We start from the raw sequence: 20,523 nt of genomic DNA, 5'->3' as shown, positions 1-20,523 counted from the left end.
TCAGTGTTTACTGATAGCTATTTGCTAATAGAGTGAATAACGTAACATCATTAATATAAAGTGACTGAGTATAAAATCACTTGTTATAAAATCACTAATGATTATTAGGTAAATAGTCTAACATAAAGGCGCAGTATGACTTGTAATATTAGGAACTAAGAATAAGATGCCAATTGAGAATTATAATTAACTAATCTAAAAAGCCGCCCTACTGTCATCAGTAAAGCGGCTACAAAAAAAACAAAATAGAAAATTAACTGTATTTTAGTAAGGTTAGAACGTTAGACGGCGTAAGCCAATCCTTCAAGCTTAGCGTGATGCTCTTCGAGATAATCATTTACCATAGGCTCACAACAGCCGCAGCAAGTGGCGACATCCAAAGTATCTTTTAGACCATCAAGGGTATGAATGCCTGAAGCTATAGCGGCCTTGATTTGTTTTTCTTTGACGTCATTACAGATGCAAACGTACATATAACTACCCCTATCCTACTGTTTTAATGCTATTTTTTACTAGTTTGGCTCATTAGGATTTATTATAATGATAATTATTAGCATTTACAATAACTTTTATAGTTTCTAGTCGTTTTTCTCATTTTATTCTTATGACTCATAAAAACGCTTTGGTCGCAAAAAGAGTTTTGCTCGCTACTAGACGATAACTAAAAAATTAAGTCGCTTTTAATAGCTATATTTACTTATTTGCACATAATCGCTCTTAAAAAGTTGTTATGATAAACAGTACAGAACGTATAAAATGACCGATAAACGGTAGTTAGGCTAAAGATTGACTATTTACTGTTATTTTTGCTAGTCTTTCACTTGCTAGAATTTACTAACCCCTTATAACTCATCTCTCAGACTGGTTTGATAAACTGGTCATTGAATTTTGCTTTACGAGCAGATGCGCTATCCTTTATGAGAATTGATATGTCTATTACTAACGCTGATATTCAGCCAATCGAGCTGTTCAAAGTATTGTCTGATCCTACACGCCTAAAGCTGTTTCAGATTCTTTATAAAAAAGAAGCGCGCTGTGTAGGCGAATTAGTAGATATGCTCGATCAGCCGCAGCCTACTATCTCTCGGCATCTTAATCATCTAAAAAAGCTTGGTATCTTAAGCTGTGTCCGTGATGGCACTTGGATGTGGTATAAAGTCGCTAATGACATGCCAGAATGGTCGGCTGATATTTTGGCGATTACTTATCAAACGCTCAAAGAACAAAATAATGGCTTAGAAGTCATGAATGATGAGGCGACTGCAGAAAGCTGCTAAAAAGTAAGTGGTGTCGATGTGCTCAATTAATTTTCGGCTACCCTAAAAAAAGACCTGTAATAAATTACAGGTCTTTTTAGTTATACAATATCTACTACGCCAAATCCAAAAAGTCGCTAACAAAATTATTGGCTGGCCGATTGATTAGCTCCTCAGAAGTGCCGACTTGCTCGACGCGGCCATGGTTCATCACCACAATCTCATCAGATATCGCGCGCGCCTCTTCTTGGTCGTGAGTGACCATAATACTGGTAATCCCTAATTCATGATGAATATCCTTTAACCAAGTGCGCAGCTCTTTACGCACCTTGGCATCAAGCGCGCCAAATGGCTCATCTAGTAATAATAATTTAGGTTTTACCGCAAGGGCTCTTGCCAAAGCAATGCGTTGACGTTGACCGCCGGAGAGCTGATGCGGATAAGCGTTGGCCAATTGCGGTAATTGTACCAGCTCTAACAGCTCGGCCACGCGCGCATTAATATCGGCCTTACTCAGCCGTTCTGACTTAGGAACTAAGGTTAAACCAAACGCTATATTATCAGCGATATTTTTGTGCCGAAATAGCGCGTAGTGCTGAAACATAAAGCCGATATTGCGCTTTTGCACTGGCGTATTGGTAACGTCTAATTCATCAAAGAGTATTCGCCCAGAGTCAGCATACTCAAGACCTGCGATAATACGTAGTAGCGTGGTTTTACCGCAGCCTGAAGGGCCGAGCAAAGTGGTCAATTTGCCCGTTGGTACGGTGATATTGATATTATTTAGGGCAGTAAAGTCGCCAAATTTTTTATTTACTTCTCTTATCTCAATACTCATATCATTATCTCTTGTCTTTATCTGGTTATCGGCCTATGGCTTAGTAGTAGCGGTTTCATTGGCACTGACAGGTAGCTTTGGGGCGGCTATCAAACGCTCAGATTTGGCGAATTTACGCTCTTGCACTTTGGTCATGACTTGCTGCACCAGTAGCGTCACGAGCGCTAAGGCCGCCAAGATACTAGATAATGCAAAGGCGGCGGTAAAGTTATAATCATTATAAGCCACCTCAACTAGTAGCGGCATGGTGTTCGTCTCGCCGCGAATATGGCCCGATACCACGCTGACCGCTCCAAACTCGCCCATGGCGCGCGCGTTAGTCAAGATTAAACCATAAAGCAAAGCCCATTTAATATTAGGTAAAGTGATATGCCAAAAAGTCTGCCAACCGCTCGCGCCTAAGGTCAAAGCGGCTTGTTCCTCAGAGTCGCCTTGGGTTTGCATCAGCGGTATCAGCTCGCGCGCGACAAAAGGAAAGGTCACAAATAATGTCGCTAAGACAATACCCGGTACGGCGTAGATAATCTGAATACCCATACTCTCAAGCCAGCCGCCAATGGCAGAATTCAGTCCAAACAGCAATACAAACATCAAACCGGCTACTACAGGCGACACCGAAAACGGTAAATCGAGTAAGGTAGTAACCAATTGCTTACCTCTAAAATCATAACGGGTCACGAGCCAAGCGATGGCTATGCCTAGCACCATGTTAATAGGTAGCACGATAGCGGCGGTAATTAAGGTCAGCTTGATGGCTTGCAGCGCTTCAGGATCCACCAAAGAGGCGATGTATAACTGCCAGCCGTCTTTAAAAGCTTCATAAAACACCGCTAGTAGCGGTACCACTAGCATCACCACCATAAACAGTACCGCAATAGTGATAAAGGTGCGTCTGATCCAAGGCGAATCTTTGGTTGCCGGATTACTCTGGTAGTCGTAACTATTGGCGATTTGCATATCAGCGAGCTCCTACACGGCGCGACAGTTTCCACTGCACAATATTAATAGTCAATAAAATAACGAACGAGATCAGTAACATAAATAAAGCGACTGCCGACGCCCCTTGTACATCAAATTGCTCAAGCTTACTGATGATAATAAGCGGCAAGATCTCCGACTGCATAGGAATGTTGCCGGCGATAAAGATAACCGAGCCGTACTCGCCCGTAGCGCGCGCAAACATCATGCCTGCGCCCATGAGCATCGCGGGTAATAGCTCAGGCAAAATCACCTTGCGAAAAGTAGTTAAGCGATTAGCGCCTAATACCGCAGCGGCCTCTTCAAATTCGACCGATAGCTCAGCGAGGACTGGCTGCACTGCGCGGACAATAAAGGGAAAGCTGACCACGACTAAAGCCAGCCAAATACCAATAGGAGTAAAAGCCACTTGAATATCAAACTTCTCAAACCATTGCCCAATCAGACCATTAGGCGCATACAGCGTCGCCAACGAGATACCCGTTACCGCTGTTGGCAGCGCAAATGGCAGATCTACTAAAGCATTGATTAAGGATTTACCCCAAAACTCATAACGCACAAGCACCCAAGCGACTAAAGTGCCAAATACCAGGTTGGTAAGCATCGCTAGGAACGACATTCCTAAAGTTAGCTTAATAGCGGCGCTAACCTGCGGCTGCGAGATAGTTTGCCAAAACCCAGACCAACCCATTTGGGTAGTGGTATAAGCCATCATCGCAAATGGCAGTACCACCAGTAGCGATAAGCTAAAAACAGTAATGCCCATGCTCAGGCCAAATCCTGGTAGCACATTGCGCTGACGCAAACGCGTAAGCCAACCTTTTTTTACGGATCTATTAGGCTTGCTGACAGGAGGGGTCGATGCGCTCATAGTAATTCCTAATTATTGCTTAGCAGTGTGTGCTTATCGGTGGTTGCCTACCGATTGCCACTTATTATTATCGGCTTAGTTTTTATCAAGTGAATTTTGAGTAACTAGTTTTGCTTATATAGTTTTTAATACAATGGTGCTCAGATGACTTACGGTATAAAGGACATAGCGTACCTAGCCATGTCCTTTGAGTATGTCCTGCAAAATTAAAACTTGCCAAAAGCTTTGCTGAGGTTTTTTATAAAGCTCGATAAGCCCTCAAGCGCTCTTGATAACCAATCAATTATTGCGGGGCGTTTGTCGCTAATTGATCAAAGACGCCATTGTCACTAAAGAAATTACCCATGATCTCATCCCAAGTACCAAAAGTATCATTGGGGCGGAAAGTCTCAACCGGTGGTAATTTATCGCCGTTTTTATCTAGGACGCTTTTGACGCTAGGACGCAGGTATAAATCAGCGGCTAATTGCTGAGCCGGCTCGCTCCATAGATAATCTAGATAAGCTTTGGCAGCAGCAGTAGTGCCTTTTTTCTCAGTCACGGCGTTGACGATAGCGACTGGGCTCTCAGACTTAATAGAGTATTTTGGATAGACAATCTCTACTTGTCCTTTGCCAAAGTCAGTAGCGGCAAGATTGGCTTCGTTCTCAAAAGTTACCAGCACATCACCGATACCGCGCTGCACAAAAGTAGTGGTAGCCGCGCGTCCACCATTCTCATAAACTTTGACATTTTTTAGCATTTCACGAACGTAGCCTTTGGCCTTATCTTCGTTATTATCAAAGGCGTGCAAGCCATAACCATAAGCGCCTAAGAAAGCATAACGACCATTGCCTGTGACCTTTGGATTGGCCATCACAATCTCAACGCCAGGCTTAGTCAAATCTTCCCAATCGCTGATGCCTTTTGGATTGTCTTTACGTACCAAAAAGACGATGGTACTGGTAAATGGTACCGCATTATCAGGGAACTGCTGCTCCCAATCATTAGCGACCAAGCTCTCTTTTTGTAATAACTCAATATCAGAACCTTGGTTCATAGTCGCGACGTCAGCTTGCAGACCATTGGCTATCGATAATGCTTGCTTGCTTGAGCCGCCATGAGACTGTTTAACATTGATGTTAGCATTTGGATTTTCTGACTTATAATGCTCGATAAATAAAGGGTTGTAGCTTTTATAAAAGTCACGTGCCACATCATAAGAGACGTTTAATAGCTCGATATCTTGCGCCTCGCCAGTAGTTGCTCCGTCCGCTGCCACTGTCTCTGCGCTGTCGTTGCTGCTACAGCCTGCTAGCCCTAGAGTAACGGCTACGCCTGCAATGCTAAGCGCGCTAATGGCTTTATTTTTGCTGATAGATTTTTTGTCTAACGAGTAGTGGTTATTAAAAATAGTCATAAGTGCCTCGAATGTAGGAGTCATTGATAGTAGCTATCAAAAGTCAAAAGCTGGAATAGGTTATGGAATATGCAAGTATGCTAACAGCGTAAGCTTATTATCTTTAATGACGAATATGCGTATCTTTTTGCCAAAATGGAATAACTAGATTTTATCTGAACCCAAAAAAAACGAGCTTTGAGAGCTCGTATTAGAAAAGATAAGATTATCAACACTCTAGCGCTCTAGGCTATGAATTAATTGCTGTTAGTACTAAGCGCTAATTGATCAAATACACCGCCATCGACAAAGTAATGCGCCATAATCTGCTGCCATGAGCCAAATACCGCTGTCGGCTCAAAAGTCTCTATCTCGATTAAGGTGCCCTTATGAGCGGCTAGGACTTCAGTATCGCTAGGCCTTAGATACATCTGCGCCATTAACTGCTGCGCCGGTTTGTCCCACAGGGATTTTAAATAGCTAGTTGCCGCCTTGGTGCTGCCCTTCATATTGCCTTTTTTATCCGTCACTTTATTGACCACCGCCACCGGATTATTAATGGTAATGGAATAACTAGGATAGACAATCTGCACTTGTCCTTTAGCGAATTTATTTGCCACCAAGTGCGCCTCATTTTCAGTAGTAATTAACACATCCCCTAGCCCGCGCTGGGTAAAGCTAGTGGTAGCTGCCCTGGCGCCATTATCGTAAGTGACGACATTGGCGAGGAGTCGCTTCATAAAGCTATCGGTCTGAGGGGCGGCTTGCAAGCTTTCATTAAAATGATGAAGCCCATAACCATAAGCGCCTAAAAATGCATAGCGCGCGGTTCCGCTAGTCTTAGGATTGGGCATGACCACCTCGATATCATTGCGCGCTAAATCCTGCCAGTCTTGGATATTTTTAGGATTATCATGACGCACTAGCAGCACCATAGTACTAGTATAGGGCACCGCATTATTAGGAAAGGCTTGCTGCCACTCTTTAGCGACCAAGCCTTTTTCTACCAACAGCTCCATATCGCTTAACTGATTCAACGTGACCACGTCTGCTTGTAGACCATTAGCGACAGATAACGCTTGCTTACTTGAGCCGCCATGCGATTGATTGATTTTGACTTGACTGTCGGGGTGTTGCTGCTGGTAGCTTGAGGTAAATAAATCGTTATACTCCTTATAAAAATCGCGTGAGACATCATAGGAGACATTCAGCAGGCTAACCTCTTGCTCTGGGTTAGCTAGTTTTTTATCATTGGTATCCGCCTGAGTGTGATTACAACCACTTAATAAGCTGGCAGCTAGTAAAGTCACGGTTATGACAATTTTTGGGTTTATGATTAAAGAAAAGGTTGACATTGATATTCTCGTGTAGGAGCTTAGCAAAAGCTTTGAGGGCTCTATGGATGATGATAATTATGCTAGCAGCTTGTACAAAAATTTCTTAATGACAAAATCGCTTAGCGAATGATTAACTTGGCATAAGTGCTGTTATTAGCTATGCTTAAGCCACTATCTGATCCCCAGCTCCTGTTAAGGCCTTTATATGACTCTACTTCCCTCTCGTCACCCTCATTTATCAGTAGCTGTGTTAAGTACAGCTCTCATAATGACTGCTACACTTACCGGCTGTAACAACACTTCGAGTACTTCGCCTGTAGTTAATGATCCATCTAGCCTACCTAGTATTAATACCCCAAAAGCAGCTACCCTATCCCCAGCCGTAGCGAGCGTTATCGGTGATTATGTCTCAAGCGGTTATGCAAAAAGAGAAGAGGGTTATGATTGGGTAGCAGTGCTCATTACTGCAAACAAAAGTGCACACGGTACTGAGCAAATCAACATAAAGGTGCGTGCTCGTAGTGATATAAAAAAGCCCACTTGCCGTTTTGATGGACAGGCAACTTTGATGGGTCAAGATAATGCCCATGGCATCATTTTTGCGACCACAGCTAATGACAGTAAAGTCTTTTTGCAATTTAAAGGGGGTAAGCTAATTATAGATAGCGAAGATCAATATGCGCTAAATTATTATTGCTCTGGCGGCGGTAGTATCGTTGGTGATTATCAAAAGTTGGCAGGCAAGATCGAACTAAATTAAAATCACTTGATCTTGGTTTAGTTAAAAAGTTATATGAAAAAAAAGGTGTCAAACATTAAGTCTGCCACCTTTTTTTAATATTTAATAAGATTTTACTTATACCGCAGAAGCACCGGTCAGTTTGACCTCAGCGCGTTCTTCCTTGGCGATACCCGCATAATACTCACGCAAGATTGCCAACACCTCAGGGCGGCTAAAGTTCTCAGGAACCTCCTCATCTTCTGACAGTGCTTTACGCAGTTTAGTGCCGGAAACTTTGACGTGTTCACTCGCCTCATGCGGGCAAGTCTTATCAGAGGCCATGGCTTGACAAGCATTACACCAAAAGGTCCAGCCAATCTTTAGCGGCTGTGTGATCAAGTCGTCCTTGCCAACATAATCAAAGATAGTTTGCGCATCAAACGCGCCATAATAGTCGCCAACACCGGCATGATCGCGCCCAACAATCAAATGGCTACAGCCGTAGTTTTGGCGGAATACCGCATGCAATAGCGCTTCACGCGGACCAGCATAACGCATATCTAGTGGATAACCGGCTTGAATGACGGTATCAGCTCTAAAATAGTTATCAATCAAGGTCTTAATAGCATCCTGACGAACCTCAGCTGGAATGTCGCCGGGCTTAAGCGCGCCAAGTAAAGAGTGAATCAACACCCCGTCACAAATCTCAATGGCAATCTTCGCTAGATATTCGTGCGAGCGATGCATCGGATTACGGGTTTGAAAGGCGGCAACCGTTCTCCAGCCTTTATTACTTAATATCTCACGAGTCTCACTTGGAGTTTTATAAATCTCTGGATATAGCTCTGGGAATTCGCCTTCGCTTAGCACTTCAACGCGGCCTGCGACATTGACCTCGCCTTGGTTGAGCACTTGCTGCACGCCTGGATGCTCAGGATCGGTGGTGGTAAAGACTTGCTGACACTCATAGTCTTTATCGATGTCATAAGTTTCCTCCACAGTGAGGATGCCCATGATCTCGCCATCTTCTGCTACTAAGGCGACTTTATCACCTTGATTGAGATTGTCAGTCATGACTTTTGGCGCGGATAAAGTAATCGGAATTGGCCAAAATAATCCTGCATTAGCGCCCGATTTTAGGCGCATCTCTGCAACGACTCCTTGCCAATCTGCCTTATTCATAAAGCCATCAAGTGGCGTAAACCCACCAATACCTAGCATGATAAGATCGCCGCGCTCGCGTGAGCTTAAGGTAATAGCAGGTAAAGTTTTGGCAAGCTTAAGCGCTTCTTCACGCTTGTTTCCGGACAATAATAAGGGTTTGAGTGTATCACTACCATGTGGCGGTACGAGTTTTGAGGTGTCTTGATTGGCTATAGAAGTTGTCATTTTTAAGACCTTAAGGATGAGTTATTAAACAAAGAGGTATATGTATCAAGCTGACTTAAAACTTTCTCATTGCATCGAATAAGCATAGGCTACCTAACTTTGGTTATGAAAATTTATGCTGACTTTGGATATGGATATGACTTAAAGGAATTTATAATTTTTGCATTGAGCTTATATGATGTAACGCTATGCTGACACGAGCAGCTTATTACATCCGCAAATCATTACTGAGATTACGTCATGTATCAATATAACTACGCTGACCAAACGCTGGTTGAAGAGCGCGTTGAGCAATTTCGCGATCAGACCGAGCGGTTCTTAAAAGGAGAGCTTGCCGAGGAGCAGTTTTTGCCACTGCGTTTGCAAAACGGTTTATACATTCAGCGCTATGCGCCGATGCTGCGTATTGCTATTCCTTATGGTCTGCTCGCCAGCTACCAGCTGCGCAAATTGGCTGAGATTACCCGTAAATATGACAAAGGTTACGGGCACTTTACTACCCGTACTAACATTCAGCTTAATTGGCCAAAGCTTGAGGACGTGCCAGACATCTTAGCGGAGTTGGCCTCAGTACAGATGCATGCGATCCAAACCTCTGGTAACTGCATTCGCAATACCACAACCGATCCTTACGCCGGTATTCATGTCGATGAGATTGCCGATCCGCGTCCTTATTGCGAGATTATCCGTCAGTGGTCAACCTTTCATCCTGAGTTTGCTTTTTTGCCGCGTAAATTTAAGATTGCGGTTATCGGTACCGAAAAAGATCGGGCGGCGACGCAAGTCCATGACGTTGGCCTGCACCTAAAGAAAAATAATGAGGGCGAGCTTGGTTTTGAAGTGTTAGTCGGCGGTGGTCTAGGCCGTATTCCTGTATTAGGCAAAGTCATCAATGAGTTTTTACCACGCGCTCATTTGCTCAGCTATCTAGATGCTATTTTGCGGGTGTATAACTTGCAGGGTCGCCGTGATAAAGGCAGCAAATATAGATCGCGTATTAAGATTTTAGTCGATACTCTAGGCGGGCGTGAATTTGCCAAACTGGTTGATGCCGAATGGCAAGCGCATAGCAAAGACGGGCCATTAACTTTGAGCGATGCCAACTTTGAACATGCTACCAGTTTCTTTAGTGAGCCTGATTATCAGACATTTGACGCTCTACAAGTGCAGTCAGAATTGCAGCAGCAATTAGCGAATAATAAAGACTTTGCCAATTGGTATCAGCAAAACACTGTGGCGCATAAAGTGGCCGGTTATCGAGCGGTAGTTATCTCCCTAAAAGCAGGTCTGGTAAATGGTAAATACGTACCCTCAGGCGATGTCACCGATTCGCAAATGGACGCGCTTGCCGACTTAGCAGATAAGTATAGCTTTGGCGAGCTGCGCGGTACTTATCAGCAAAACTTAGTATTTGCTGATGTGCAAACTAATGAGCTGTTTGAGCTATGGCAGCAGTTAGTAGAGCTCAATTTAGCGCGTCCTAATATCAATACCTTGACCGATATGATCGTCTGTCCGGGCTGGGATTATTGCTCGCTGGCCAATGCCACGACTCATAACATCGCTGAGCAGATCGAAAAGCAATTTAGCGATTTAGATTATTTATATGATCTGGGTGATATTCGCCTCAATATGTCAGGCTGTATCAATGCCTGTGCGCACCATCATACTGGTGATATCGGTATATTAGGCGTCGATAAAAAGGGTGAGAACTGGTATCAGATTAGCCTTGGCGGTAATTCTACCAATGATGCCAAATTGGGCAAAATCTTAGGTCGCTCCGTCCCTACCGAAGCGGTTGCGGACACCATTCAACAGATCGTCGATGTCTATGTTGAGCTGCGCGCAACTACTGATAATGACGTTGAGAGCTTTGGCGAATTGGTCGAGCGCGTCGGTATTGATCCCTTTAAGGAGAAGGTCTATGGCTAATCATCATATCTTGGATAGCCGTGGCGTCGATGTTAGCGCGCAAGATCACTGGTTAGCGCTTAGCACAGATGCTTTGCCAGATGGTATCGCGCTCAGTGAGATTACTTTGCTGGAGCTACTACAAAGACAAGAAAAACCTGAGGTAGTTGTGCCGCTAGCAGACTTGCTTAATAGTGAAAATGCGCTAGCCGGTGGACTGATCAAAGAAGTTTATAACCTTATTGTGCAGCACAGTAGCCATGTTGGCGTTTGGATTACCGCTGATACCGACACTGCGGTGCTAACGGCGCTAAGTGAGCTATTGTTAGAGCAATCGCTAATCGTTATTGATGTTCCTAAGTTTGCTGATGGTCGCGGCTTTAGCTTTGCAAAAACCTTGCGTCAATTAGGCTATAGCAAAGAGATTCGAGTGGCAGGCGAGTTTGGCCGTGACCAGATTGCTTATTTATTGCGGGTAGGCGTTGATAGCTTTGTCATCAATGAGCATGATTTACACTCTGATTTTGATATCTCGCAAGCCTTTACTGCCCTAGCGAGTAGCTACAACGGTCAAGATGCCTCCAAACTGCCTATGTTTGCGGCATCTTAGTTTTATTATTTTATGTAAAAGAAATAGCTTTCTTTTATAGGCTGAGTTTTAACCCAGCCTACCACTTTAACCATCTTTAAGGAAAAACAATGAGCCAGTTACATCCTAATCTAGACATTGATCAAGCCAATAAAGACTTGCAAGGCAAATCGCCTGAGCAAATCGTAGAATGGGCACTAGCGCAAGCCAAAAACCCAATTATCACCACTAATTTTCGTCCTTACGAGTCAGCTATTTTGCATTTAGTGGCCAAACAGCGCCCTGATATCACCGTACTTTGGGTAGATTCTGGTTATAACACCGATGCCACTTATCGCTTTGCCAATAAAGTGATTAACGATTTAGATTTAAATGTCATTACCTATATTCCTAAGCAAACCGCTGCTCATCGTGACGCTACGATGAATGGCATTCCTGGTATTGATAATCCTCAGCATGATAAATTTACTGAACAAGTGAAATTGGAGCCATTTCGCCGCGCGCTAGATGAATTGAAGCCTGACGTTTGGTTCAATGCCATTCGTAAAGTTCAAACCGAGTTCCGTCAAGGCCTCGATGTGCTTAGCTTGTCAAAAGATGGGGTATTAAAAGTTGCGCCATTATTTGAGAAAACCGATAGCGACTTAGACAAGTATCTTGATGAGCATAACTTGCCGAACGAGCATGACTACTTTGATCCAACAAAAGTAGAAGAAAGCCGTGAGTGTGGTTTGCATACGCAGCTATAAGCTTAAGTGGTAAGCTGTAATATCGAAAAGCCCTCTCGTAATGAAAGGGTTTTTTTATTGTGCTTACGATTGATAAAAAGTCTGCGTGCTATTTACGACCCAATACCCAACCGCCATCCATAAACACATTAGCGCCGTGCATGTAGTTTGAATCATCGGACGCTAAAAATACGGCAAGAGCGGCAATCTCTTCTGGCTTGCCTGCACGTTGAGCGGGAATACGATCTAAACGATCATCTTCAATGCCGTCAGTCATGGGTGTCTCAATAAAGCCGGGTGACAAGATATTCACTTTGACGCCTTGACTGCCAAAATCAAAGGCTAGTTGTTTAGTAAATCCGAGAACTGCATGTTTGGAGGTGACATAAGCGGAACCGCCAGGCCCTGCCATTTGTGTCGCTTGCGAGCCAACATTAATGATGGCGCCACTGCCTTGCTTGATAAAATGTGGAATGACCATTTTAGCCGCTAGATAAGGCGCTTTGACGTTAATCGCCATCAATTTATCGTAAAAATCTTCATCCAGTTCAACCGCATTCTTATAAGCGTCATGGATGCCAGCGCCATTATATAAAATATCGATTTGACCATAAGTTTCTAAAGCTTTATCAACTACGGCCTCAATCTCAGCTTTACTAGTCACATCAGCTTTTACAAAAATAGCCTCTTGACCGTTATCTTTAATATCCTTAATAATGCGCTCGCCATCATCCTCGTCGCGACCCGTTACCACGACTTTAGCGCCCTCATTCGCAAACGCTTTTGCTGTGGCTTCTCCAAGACCTGAGGTGCCGCCAAATATGATAGCGACTCTATCTTGTAACTTTCCATTTTTTGATTTCATAGTCTTTATCCTTTTTAATTGTTGGGTATTAGGGTGAAGTCAGTCTTCAATATCCTAACATGATTAGAAAAATCATCCTGTTAGAGTGTGTTAGACGAATCTCTATCCTTAAGTATAAGCACCTTTAGCTATTCTCTTTTAGGACATAAATCTTCTTTGTTATGACATAAACGACTATATTAATGCCAATTCGCTAGAGGAGACGCCGCGCGCGATACTTCATAATGACGGCATATATAAATTTGCATAACAGTTGGTGCTATTATGAATACCTTTCCCCTATTCTTTAAGCTTGATAACCGCAAAGTATTGATCGTGGGCGGCGGTGATGTGGCGCTGCGAAAAGCGGATTTACTAAGCCGTGCCGGTGCAAATATCACTGTGGTCGCGCCTGATATTTGTGCTGAGCTACAGGCTTTATTGCAAGGTGACAAGCACCAGCTTATTTTTGCTAAGTATGACAAATCCTATATGACTGGCGCGCGAGTTATCATCGCTGGTACTGATGATGAGGCGCTAAATCAGCAAGTCCATAGCGACGCGACCGAGCTTAATATCCCCGTCAACGTTGTCGATACGCCGCCGCTTTGTGATTTTATTTTTCCCGCTATCGTTGATCGCAATCCAATTGTGATTGGTATCTCATCGAATGGCAAAGCACCAGTTCTAGCGCGTTTACTTCGCGCACGTCTTGAGACTTTGATCCCGCAAGGCTATGGTAAATTAGCTAAGCTGGCAGGGGATTTTCGAGCAGAAGTTAAAACCAAGATTCCAACGTTGACTGGTCGTCGTCAGTTTTGGGAGCGTGCTTTTGAAGGCAAGGTGAGCGAGCTCATCTTTGCTGGTAATGAGACTGAAGCAAACGTACAGTTGCAAAAAGACTTAGATGAAACCGCTGCTAAGATTGCCAATCAAGAGATTTTAGATGATAGAAACAGCGATAAGCAAACAGCAGCGGCACATTCTGAAAAAGCGAATACCGAAGAAGCGAGTCTATCAAGCAATGATAATCATGATAATATAAAGCCACCAGTTGGTGAGGTGTATATCGTTGGCGCAGGCCCGGGTGATCCAGAGCTATTAACTTTTAAAGCCTTAAGACTGATGCAACAAGCCGATATCGTCTTTTATGATGCGCTAGTGTCACCGCAAGTGCTCGATCTGTGCCGCCGTGATGCCGATAAAGTCTATGTCGGCAAAAAACGCAGCAATCACGCGGTCGCGCAATTAGGTATTAATGAGCTATTGATCAATGAGGCCAAAAAAGGTCGCCGAGTGGTGCGTCTAAAAGGCGGTGATCCGTTTATCTTTGGTCGCGGCGGCGAAGAGATTGAAAGCTTGCGCGCGCATCATATTCCTTACCAAGTGGTTCCGGGTATTACCGCTGCCAATGCCGCTGCTAGTTATGCAGGCATCCCGCTCACGCACCGCGATCATTCGCAGTCCGTGCGCTTTGTCACTGGATTTTTGAAAGCTGGCGCGCCGAATAACAACTTCAAAAGCTTTTTGAATACTGACGAGACGGTGGTGTTTTATATGGGCTTGCATTCGCTAGCGCGTTTGACCGAAGGCCTTGTTAAGGCCGGGCGTTCGTCTGAGACCCCTATCGCTATTGTTTCTAACGCAAGTATGCCAAACCAGCAAGTATTGACAGGTACACTTGCGACGATCACTGAGCTACAAGAGCAACACCAGCTACCGACTCCTGCCTTACTTATCATGGGTGACGTGGTCGCGCTGCATCATGATTTGGCTTGGTATAATCTACATAATCAATCAGTTAGTGATACGGCTGATAACTGGTTACGCGGTGGTACCTCGGCAACACCGAAGGATAAGTCTATTGATCAACAAGCGCACGCGCTATCGATGATTACGACGCTTGCTGAGTCGCAAGAGGATAGTTTAGAGCAGTTGGTTATTGGCTAGTTTTCATACAAAAATAACTGCCATGCTAATTTTTATTGGCATGGCTTTTTTGTATTTTAAATCCACCAATAAGCCGTCATTTAGGTCATACCGTTATTGAAGTAAAGCAAACCCTAAGCATATCCGCGCATTTCTTGCTAGAATAAACGCTATTCATCTCCTCTAAGTAAGCTCTCCCTATGTCCTCAGCTGCAAACTTAACACACTCTATCAAACCTTTAACTGTCCTGCATACCTCTGACTGGCATTTGGGCCGTAGGCTTTATGGCAGAATGCGCTATGCAGAATTTGAGGCGTTTTTGGTTTGGCTAAAAAAAACCATTAGCGCGCAACAGGTCGATGTGCTCATTGTCGCAGGCGACATCTTTGATACCATGACGCCGAGTAATCGCGCGCAGGCGCTGTATTATGAGTTTTTGGGTAACGTGTCGAGTTTATGCTGCCAGCATATTGTCATTGTCGCTGGCAACCACGACTCCCCGACTTTCCTCGATGCGCCCAGTCAAGTGCTCAAGTTTTTAAACGTTCACGTTATCGGTACTGCCTGTGAAGATTTGAGCGATGAAGTTTTGGTATTAGGCGATAGCGACGGCGATCCGCATTGTATTGTTGCTGCCGTGCCTTATTTGCGTGATCGTGATGTGCGTAGCAGTAGCGCAGGCGAGTCCGCCGATAATAAAGATGCTAATGTGGTCAAAGGTATTCAAAGCCATTATGATCGCGTGGCAAGCCTAGCCAAACAGCAACAAACATCGCTTAGTAAACAACATCAGCGCTATATTCCTATCATTGCCACCGGCCATCTATTCGCCGCAGGAAGCAAAACCACTGACGATGATGGCGTGCGCGATCTCTACGTCGGTAATCTCGGTAAAATATCGGCCGATATGTTCGATAACTGCTTTGATTATGTGGCACTTGGTCATCTGCACGTACCGCAGCGCGTCGGTGGACGCGAGCATATACGCTATTCCGGCTCGCCTATGCCGATGGGTTTTGGAGAAGCAAAACAGCAAAAACAAGTGCTACTCGTACAGTTTGGCGAAGTACATAATGGATCTATTGTAGAAAAATCAACTGATGTATTAGCGGATATCATCGTAAAGCCCGTCGAAAAACTAGCTAAAAAAACGCTTAATAACACCAGTGGTTTAATCGATGATTTGTTTGGCTTTGAAGAGCTAGAGAGTATTGATGATAAAAAAGACCATACTAGTCAGCTTCTAAATGATGAAGAGTTAAATAAAGCTAATGCTACCGATTCAGAAGTTCTATATTTTAATGAATCTAATAATATGCAAGTACTCTCACTGCCTATTCCTTGTTTTCAAAAGCTAGCGCAAATATCGGGCGACTTAACGACTATTGCAGATACAATCAGACTATTAGATCAGTCTGAGCCAATTTGGCTTGAAATCATTTATGACGGTGATGATATTGTTACTGAGCTACGTGAAGAAGTGGCTGCTATGGTAGCAGGTTTATCTTGTGAGGTATTAAAAATCAAAAATATTCGCACTTATAATAAAGTCCTTAATCAACAGCAAAGCACTGAGACCCTACAAGACTTAAATGAAAAGGATGTATTTGCGCGCTGCTTGAGTATTAATGAAGTACCAGACTCACAAAAACAGTCGTTGTTAGAAGCTTATGAGCAGATTCTGCATAATATTTATCATGATGATAGTAGGGTAGAATAGATAAACCACCTTAAAACTTAGTCAAAATTCTACTTCTACTTCTAATTCTAAAATCATTAAGACCCTACCATGCGCCTAATCGAACTCCGACTCAAAAATCTTAACTCCTTAAAAGGCGAATGGCACATCGATTTCGCTGATCCTGCTTTTATTAACGAAGGTATCTTTGCCATTACCGGGCAGACGGGTGCTGGCAAGACCACTATTTTGGATGCGATTTGCCTAGCGCTGTATGGTGAAACGCCGCGGATTAATAGTATTAGTAAGAGCAGCAATGAAGTCATGACCCGACAAACCGCAGAATGTTTTGCCGAAGTAGTGATTGATCTAAACGGTATTCAGTATCGCTGCCGTTGGGGTCAGCGCCGCGCTTATGGCAAGTCTGACGGTAATCTGCAGGATGCCACCCATGAGATAGCGTTAGTTAGGGCTATTAGTGATGACTCAGATGAGCAAACTGGCGATGAGATTTTAGAGAGTAAGCTATCGCGCACTAAAGAGAAAATCATTGAGCTGACACGCATGGACTTTAATCAATTCACCCGCTCCATTTTGCTCGCACAAGGGAGTTTTTCTGCCTTCTTAAAAGCTAAGGCCGATGAGCGAGCTGATATCTTAGAAAAGATTACGGGTACTGATATCTATGCAACGATTTCGACTCATGTTTTTGAGAAGAAACGAGCTGAGGAAGAGATTTTAGACAAATTGCAGTTTGGTTTGGATGGCTTGATATTAATGACTACTGATGAAGAGGCAGTCATTAATGAGGAATTAAAAGCGTCTCAAGCAGCACAAACCGAGCAGCAGAAAAAGTATCAGCAAGTATGTGAGCAAATTCAGTGGTTAGATGCGATTGACGAGTTGCAAAGCAAACTAGCCGCCTATCAAAGCGACTTATCCAAAGCTGAACAATCGAAACAAGACTTTATTCCCCATGCTAAGCGTTTAAATTCTGCGATAAAAGCCTTGGAGTTAGAGAGTCAATTTGGTCAGCTTAGTCGTAGTCGCGAGACCGTGAAGCGCTTGTTCAATGAGCAGCAAGCAATAGCGGTGAAATTACCCAAGCAAAAGGCTGACTTACAGCAATTGCTGACTCAGCTTAACAGCGCGGATCAAAACTATCAACAAGCGCAATTAGCACTACAAGACGCTGTACCTAAGATAGCTAAAACCCGCGAATTAGACGCGAGCATCAAGCAGCAAAATCATAGTCTAAATGATAGCCGCCAACGTCAAGAGACGCTCTCAGCTAGTGTACAGCGCTTAATGCAAGAAATAAAATCCAACCAAACCACAGCAGTGCAAAGCAAGTCGCAGCTGGCTAGTACGGTAGAGTATTTAGAGACTCATAGCAAGCTTAATGATATTGATACTGACATAGCGACTTTTGAGAGTAGCGGTCGCCGGCTCAAGACGCTATTGCAAGATAACACTACTTTAGCGGAGCAAAAAAAGGCTCTTGAGAAGCAAACCGAGCACTATCAGCTAGAAATGGCTAAGCTTATATCACAGCAACAAGAGCAAAAATTATCAATTGCCGCGACTCAAAAACAATTTAGCGAGTTACACCACCAGCAACAGCAGTTACTGGCGATGCAATCATTGGCAGATAACCGAGCTGAACAACAGCAAATTGAACAGATAATGAGTCAAATTGAGCCGCTTATATATAGCAGTCAGCAGCTGAACACGCTCACCACTCAAATAAAAAACCTTCAATTATCACAGCTTAGTATCAACGACAGCTTAGCGACTCTCAAAGCATCTATCGCTGACAGCGAAAAAAGTCTTAAAGCAGCCAAAGATAAGCGTCAAGAGAAGCAGACGCAATTGACTCTACTACAAAAAGTTGCGAGCCTTGAGTACTATATTGATGAGCTAAAAAATGGTCAGCCCTGCCCGCTTTGTGGCGCTTTAGAACATCCAAATGCTAATAAAAAAGCCTCTGATAAGCCTTCACAAATCTCAATCACAGAGCAACAGCTGACCGACAGTAACTCAGTTATAGAGATTTTAGAGAGTGAGCTGTCACAGTATAAAATTGCCTTCGCTACTACTACTAATCAGTCGGAGGAGGAGCAACGACAGTTAGCAGCCTTGATTGCTCAAGCCACTGAGCTTAGCCACAATATGCAAGAAATGAGCAATAGTGTAACTACTGACAATGAAAACTATAGTGAGACTATTTTAACTAACATCGAAGTGCTTAGAGAAATTAGCCCGCTTATTAAAAAACTTAAACAGAGTCTAAATTCTAAAACGGTAAACACTGAACTTATTAATCATATTACTGAGCTATTCAATCAAGCCAAACAGCAACTGCTTGTGCATAAGGACAAGGTGAAGACAGCTTTGGCTGATTACGAGACGTTGGCTGAATCGATAGCAAAGCTAGAAAAAGAATTAGCCTTGTTCGAGAAACAGCAATATCAGTTGGCAAGCGAAATCAGTTTTCTTGATAATAATAACCAGCTCAATCAGCAAAGACTTGATGGCCTACAAGATAACACTAAGGCTCATTTTATCGAGCTACAAACGCTTATCGCGGATGTGCTTAGTATTATCAATAAATACGCTGCTATTGATCCGCAATCTGAGCGAACATACCCAGAAATACAGCTTTTAAAATCGAGTATAGAGGAGCAAACCGTATTAAATAATACAGAAATCGAACAACAGCTAGTGTCTTTACGTCAGCATCGTAGTTATATTTTGCAGCTAAAACAGAGCTATAATCAAGAAAAGCAGCAACAGCAAACCCTAACCACTGAGCTTAGTCGTTTGACCACTCAAATTGAGAGCAAACAAGCGCAGCTCGATAAAGAGAGCACCGAGCTTGACGCCTTAAGCCAATCTATTGTAAAACAGACAAAAGCTGTCGCCGAATTACAACAAGATAGAGAGACTCTATTTGCTGATAAAAATGTCGATAAAGAGGAAGATCGGTTACGTTTAGACTTTGAACAAGCCAAAACCGAACAGTCCTGGATACAAAGACAGGTCGATAGTGCTGAGCAACTACTGCAAATAGCTCAGCAGCAGCAGGCACGACTTGCGAGTGAATTATTAGCTGCAAAGACTACTTTAGACAGTCAAGATGATATTTTTAAACAGGCGCTAGCGAGTTCTGACTTTGCTACTGAAGCTGATTTTGTCAGCGCGCGCCTATCGCAAAATGAACGCCATCATTTAAGCGAGCAGCAGCAGCAAATCGACTATCAATTAAAGCAAGCCAAATCTTTACTACAGCAGACTGAGCAAGCGCTTGCAGACAAACAAGCTCATCCTTTAACCTTAGAGAACAAAGAAAGTCTGTTAAATAAGCAGCAGCAAGTACAAAGCGAGTCTAATCGTTTAATAGAGTCCATCGGCGCGATGACGCAAAAGCTCAAAGATAACGAAGCCAAAAAAGGTAGTCAGCAGTCCCAGCTTAAAGCCATAGCTGAGCAAAAACAGAATCTACAAGTTTGGCAACAATTGTATAAGTTAATCGGCTCAAAAGATGGCAAAAAGTATCGCACCTTCGCGCAAGGCCTGACCTTTGATATTATGGTCAATCATGCCAATGCCAAGCTGCATAAGATGAGCGATCGCTATTTGCTGGCTCGTGATGATAATAATCCGCTTGAATTAAATGTAATAGATAACTATCAAGGCGGCGAGATTCGCAGTACCAAAAACCTCTCGGGCGGCGAAGGCTTTATTATCAGCCTAGCTTTAGCGCTTGGTCTCTCGCAGATGGCGAGCCAAAATATTCGGGTTGACTCATTGTTCTTGGATGAAGGGTTTGGTACGCTTGATGAAGAATCGCTTGATATTGCGTTAGATACGCTGACCAGCTTGCAACAAGAAGGTAAATTAATTGGCGTAATCTCCCATGTACAAGCGCTCAAGGAGAGGATATTGACGCAAATTCAGGTAAAAAAACTCTCAGGCGGCTTTAGTCAAATCAGCGGACAAGGCTGTTATCACATTGCTAATTAATCAAATAGCTAACTAATATAATAAGAAACAGAGGCTAATATGGCTATGG

The 20,523-nt window shown here is 43.5% G+C and carries 15 protein-coding genes and 1 pseudogene; 8 read left to right on the top strand and 8 right to left on the bottom strand.

From position 1 onward, the window contains the following. Positions 1–281 precede the first annotated feature (281 nt). Positions 282–473 (bottom strand): (2Fe-2S)-binding protein, encoded by a 192-nt coding sequence (locus M0N77_RS05040; protein ID WP_353104098.1) that lies wholly within the window; start codon positions 471–473, stop codon positions 282–284. Between the two features lie 456 nt (positions 474–929). Between M0N77_RS05040 and M0N77_RS05035 the strand changes: the two genes are divergently transcribed. Then, a complete protein-coding gene (locus tag M0N77_RS05035) occupies positions 930–1,277 on the top strand; it encodes a metalloregulator ArsR/SmtB family transcription factor (RefSeq protein ID WP_353104096.1) in 348 nt (115 codons plus the stop codon). Between the two features lie 97 nt (positions 1,278–1,374). Here M0N77_RS05035 and M0N77_RS05030 read toward each other — a convergent pair. The 5 genes and pseudogenes from M0N77_RS05030 to M0N77_RS05010 all read right to left on the bottom strand — a co-directional run. Further along, positions 1,375–2,094: pseudogene (locus M0N77_RS05030) on the bottom strand (sulfate/molybdate ABC transporter ATP-binding protein); the annotation flags it as partial. A 33-nt stretch (positions 2,095–2,127) separates the two neighbouring features. After that, positions 2,128–3,051, bottom strand: coding sequence for a sulfate ABC transporter permease subunit CysW (gene cysW, locus M0N77_RS05025; RefSeq protein ID WP_353104092.1), 924 nt, complete (start codon positions 3,049–3,051; stop codon positions 2,128–2,130). A 1-nt stretch (position 3,052) separates the two neighbouring features. Continuing rightward, positions 3,053–3,943 carry a sulfate ABC transporter permease subunit CysT gene (gene cysT / locus M0N77_RS05020; protein ID WP_353104090.1) on the bottom strand — a complete coding sequence of 297 codons (891 nt, stop codon included), beginning with the start codon at positions 3,941–3,943 and terminating at the stop codon, positions 3,053–3,055. A gap of 283 nt (positions 3,944–4,226) precedes the next feature. Next, positions 4,227–5,342: a sulfate ABC transporter substrate-binding protein gene (locus tag M0N77_RS05015; RefSeq protein ID WP_353104088.1), complete on the bottom strand. Its 1,116-nt coding sequence runs from the start codon at positions 5,340–5,342 to the stop codon at positions 4,227–4,229. 236 nt (positions 5,343–5,578) lie between these two features. Beyond that, complete coding sequence (locus M0N77_RS05010; RefSeq protein WP_353104085.1) at positions 5,579–6,676, bottom strand: sulfate ABC transporter substrate-binding protein; 1,098 nt, start codon at positions 6,674–6,676, stop codon at positions 5,579–5,581. Between the two features lie 250 nt (positions 6,677–6,926). Between M0N77_RS05010 and M0N77_RS05005 the strand changes: the two genes are divergently transcribed. Continuing rightward, positions 6,927–7,418: a hypothetical protein gene (locus M0N77_RS05005; protein WP_353104083.1), complete on the top strand. Its 492-nt coding sequence runs from the start codon at positions 6,927–6,929 to the stop codon at positions 7,416–7,418. A 96-nt stretch (positions 7,419–7,514) separates the two neighbouring features. Here the strand turns inward: M0N77_RS05005 and sat are convergent, their stop codons facing one another. Next, complete coding sequence (gene sat / locus M0N77_RS05000) at positions 7,515–8,768, bottom strand: sulfate adenylyltransferase (protein WP_353104081.1); 1,254 nt, start codon at positions 8,766–8,768, stop codon at positions 7,515–7,517. Between the two features lie 240 nt (positions 8,769–9,008). Here sat and M0N77_RS04995 point away from each other — a divergent pair, with 240 nt between their 5' ends. The 3 genes from M0N77_RS04995 (at position 9,009) to M0N77_RS04985 (ending at position 12,017) form a co-directional block, all read left to right on the top strand. Further along, the gene (locus tag M0N77_RS04995; RefSeq protein ID WP_353104079.1) at positions 9,009–10,700 is read left to right on the top strand and encodes a nitrite/sulfite reductase; all 1,692 of its coding nucleotides are present in this window, start codon (positions 9,009–9,011) and stop codon (positions 10,698–10,700) included. Further along, a complete protein-coding gene (locus M0N77_RS04990) occupies positions 10,693–11,289 on the top strand; it encodes a DUF934 domain-containing protein (RefSeq protein ID WP_353104077.1) in 597 nt (198 codons plus the stop codon). Before M0N77_RS04995 ends, M0N77_RS04990 begins: the two co-directional genes overlap by 8 nt. 89 nt (positions 11,290–11,378) lie before the next feature. Next, a complete protein-coding gene (locus M0N77_RS04985) occupies positions 11,379–12,017 on the top strand; it encodes a phosphoadenosine phosphosulfate reductase family protein (RefSeq protein WP_353104075.1) in 639 nt (212 codons plus the stop codon). An 88-nt stretch (positions 12,018–12,105) separates the two neighbouring features. On the opposite strand, the gene M0N77_RS04980 is transcribed toward M0N77_RS04985, so the two are convergent. After that, entirely contained in the window at positions 12,106–12,861 is a 756-nt protein-coding gene (locus tag M0N77_RS04980; RefSeq protein ID WP_353104073.1) for an SDR family oxidoreductase, read from the bottom strand. A 264-nt stretch (positions 12,862–13,125) separates the two neighbouring features. Between M0N77_RS04980 and cobA the strand changes: the two genes are divergently transcribed. From cobA to M0N77_RS04965, 3 genes are all read left to right on the top strand, one after another. Further along, positions 13,126–14,790 (top strand): uroporphyrinogen-III C-methyltransferase, encoded by a 1,665-nt coding sequence (gene cobA, locus M0N77_RS04975; protein ID WP_353104071.1) that lies wholly within the window; start codon positions 13,126–13,128, stop codon positions 14,788–14,790. A gap of 179 nt (positions 14,791–14,969) precedes the next feature. After that, positions 14,970–16,490: an exonuclease SbcCD subunit D C-terminal domain-containing protein gene (locus tag M0N77_RS04970; RefSeq protein WP_353104069.1), complete on the top strand. Its 1,521-nt coding sequence runs from the start codon at positions 14,970–14,972 to the stop codon at positions 16,488–16,490. A gap of 69 nt (positions 16,491–16,559) precedes the next feature. Continuing rightward, complete coding sequence (locus M0N77_RS04965) at positions 16,560–20,474, top strand: AAA family ATPase (RefSeq protein ID WP_353104067.1); 3,915 nt, start codon at positions 16,560–16,562, stop codon at positions 20,472–20,474. The last annotated feature ends 49 nt before the right edge of the window (positions 20,475–20,523 follow it).

Origin of the sequence: Psychrobacter sp. AH5, assembly GCF_040371085.1 — a bacterium.
GTDB lineage: Bacteria > Pseudomonadota > Gammaproteobacteria > Pseudomonadales > Moraxellaceae > Psychrobacter.
This window is presented reverse-complemented; position numbering and strand designations above follow the sequence as displayed.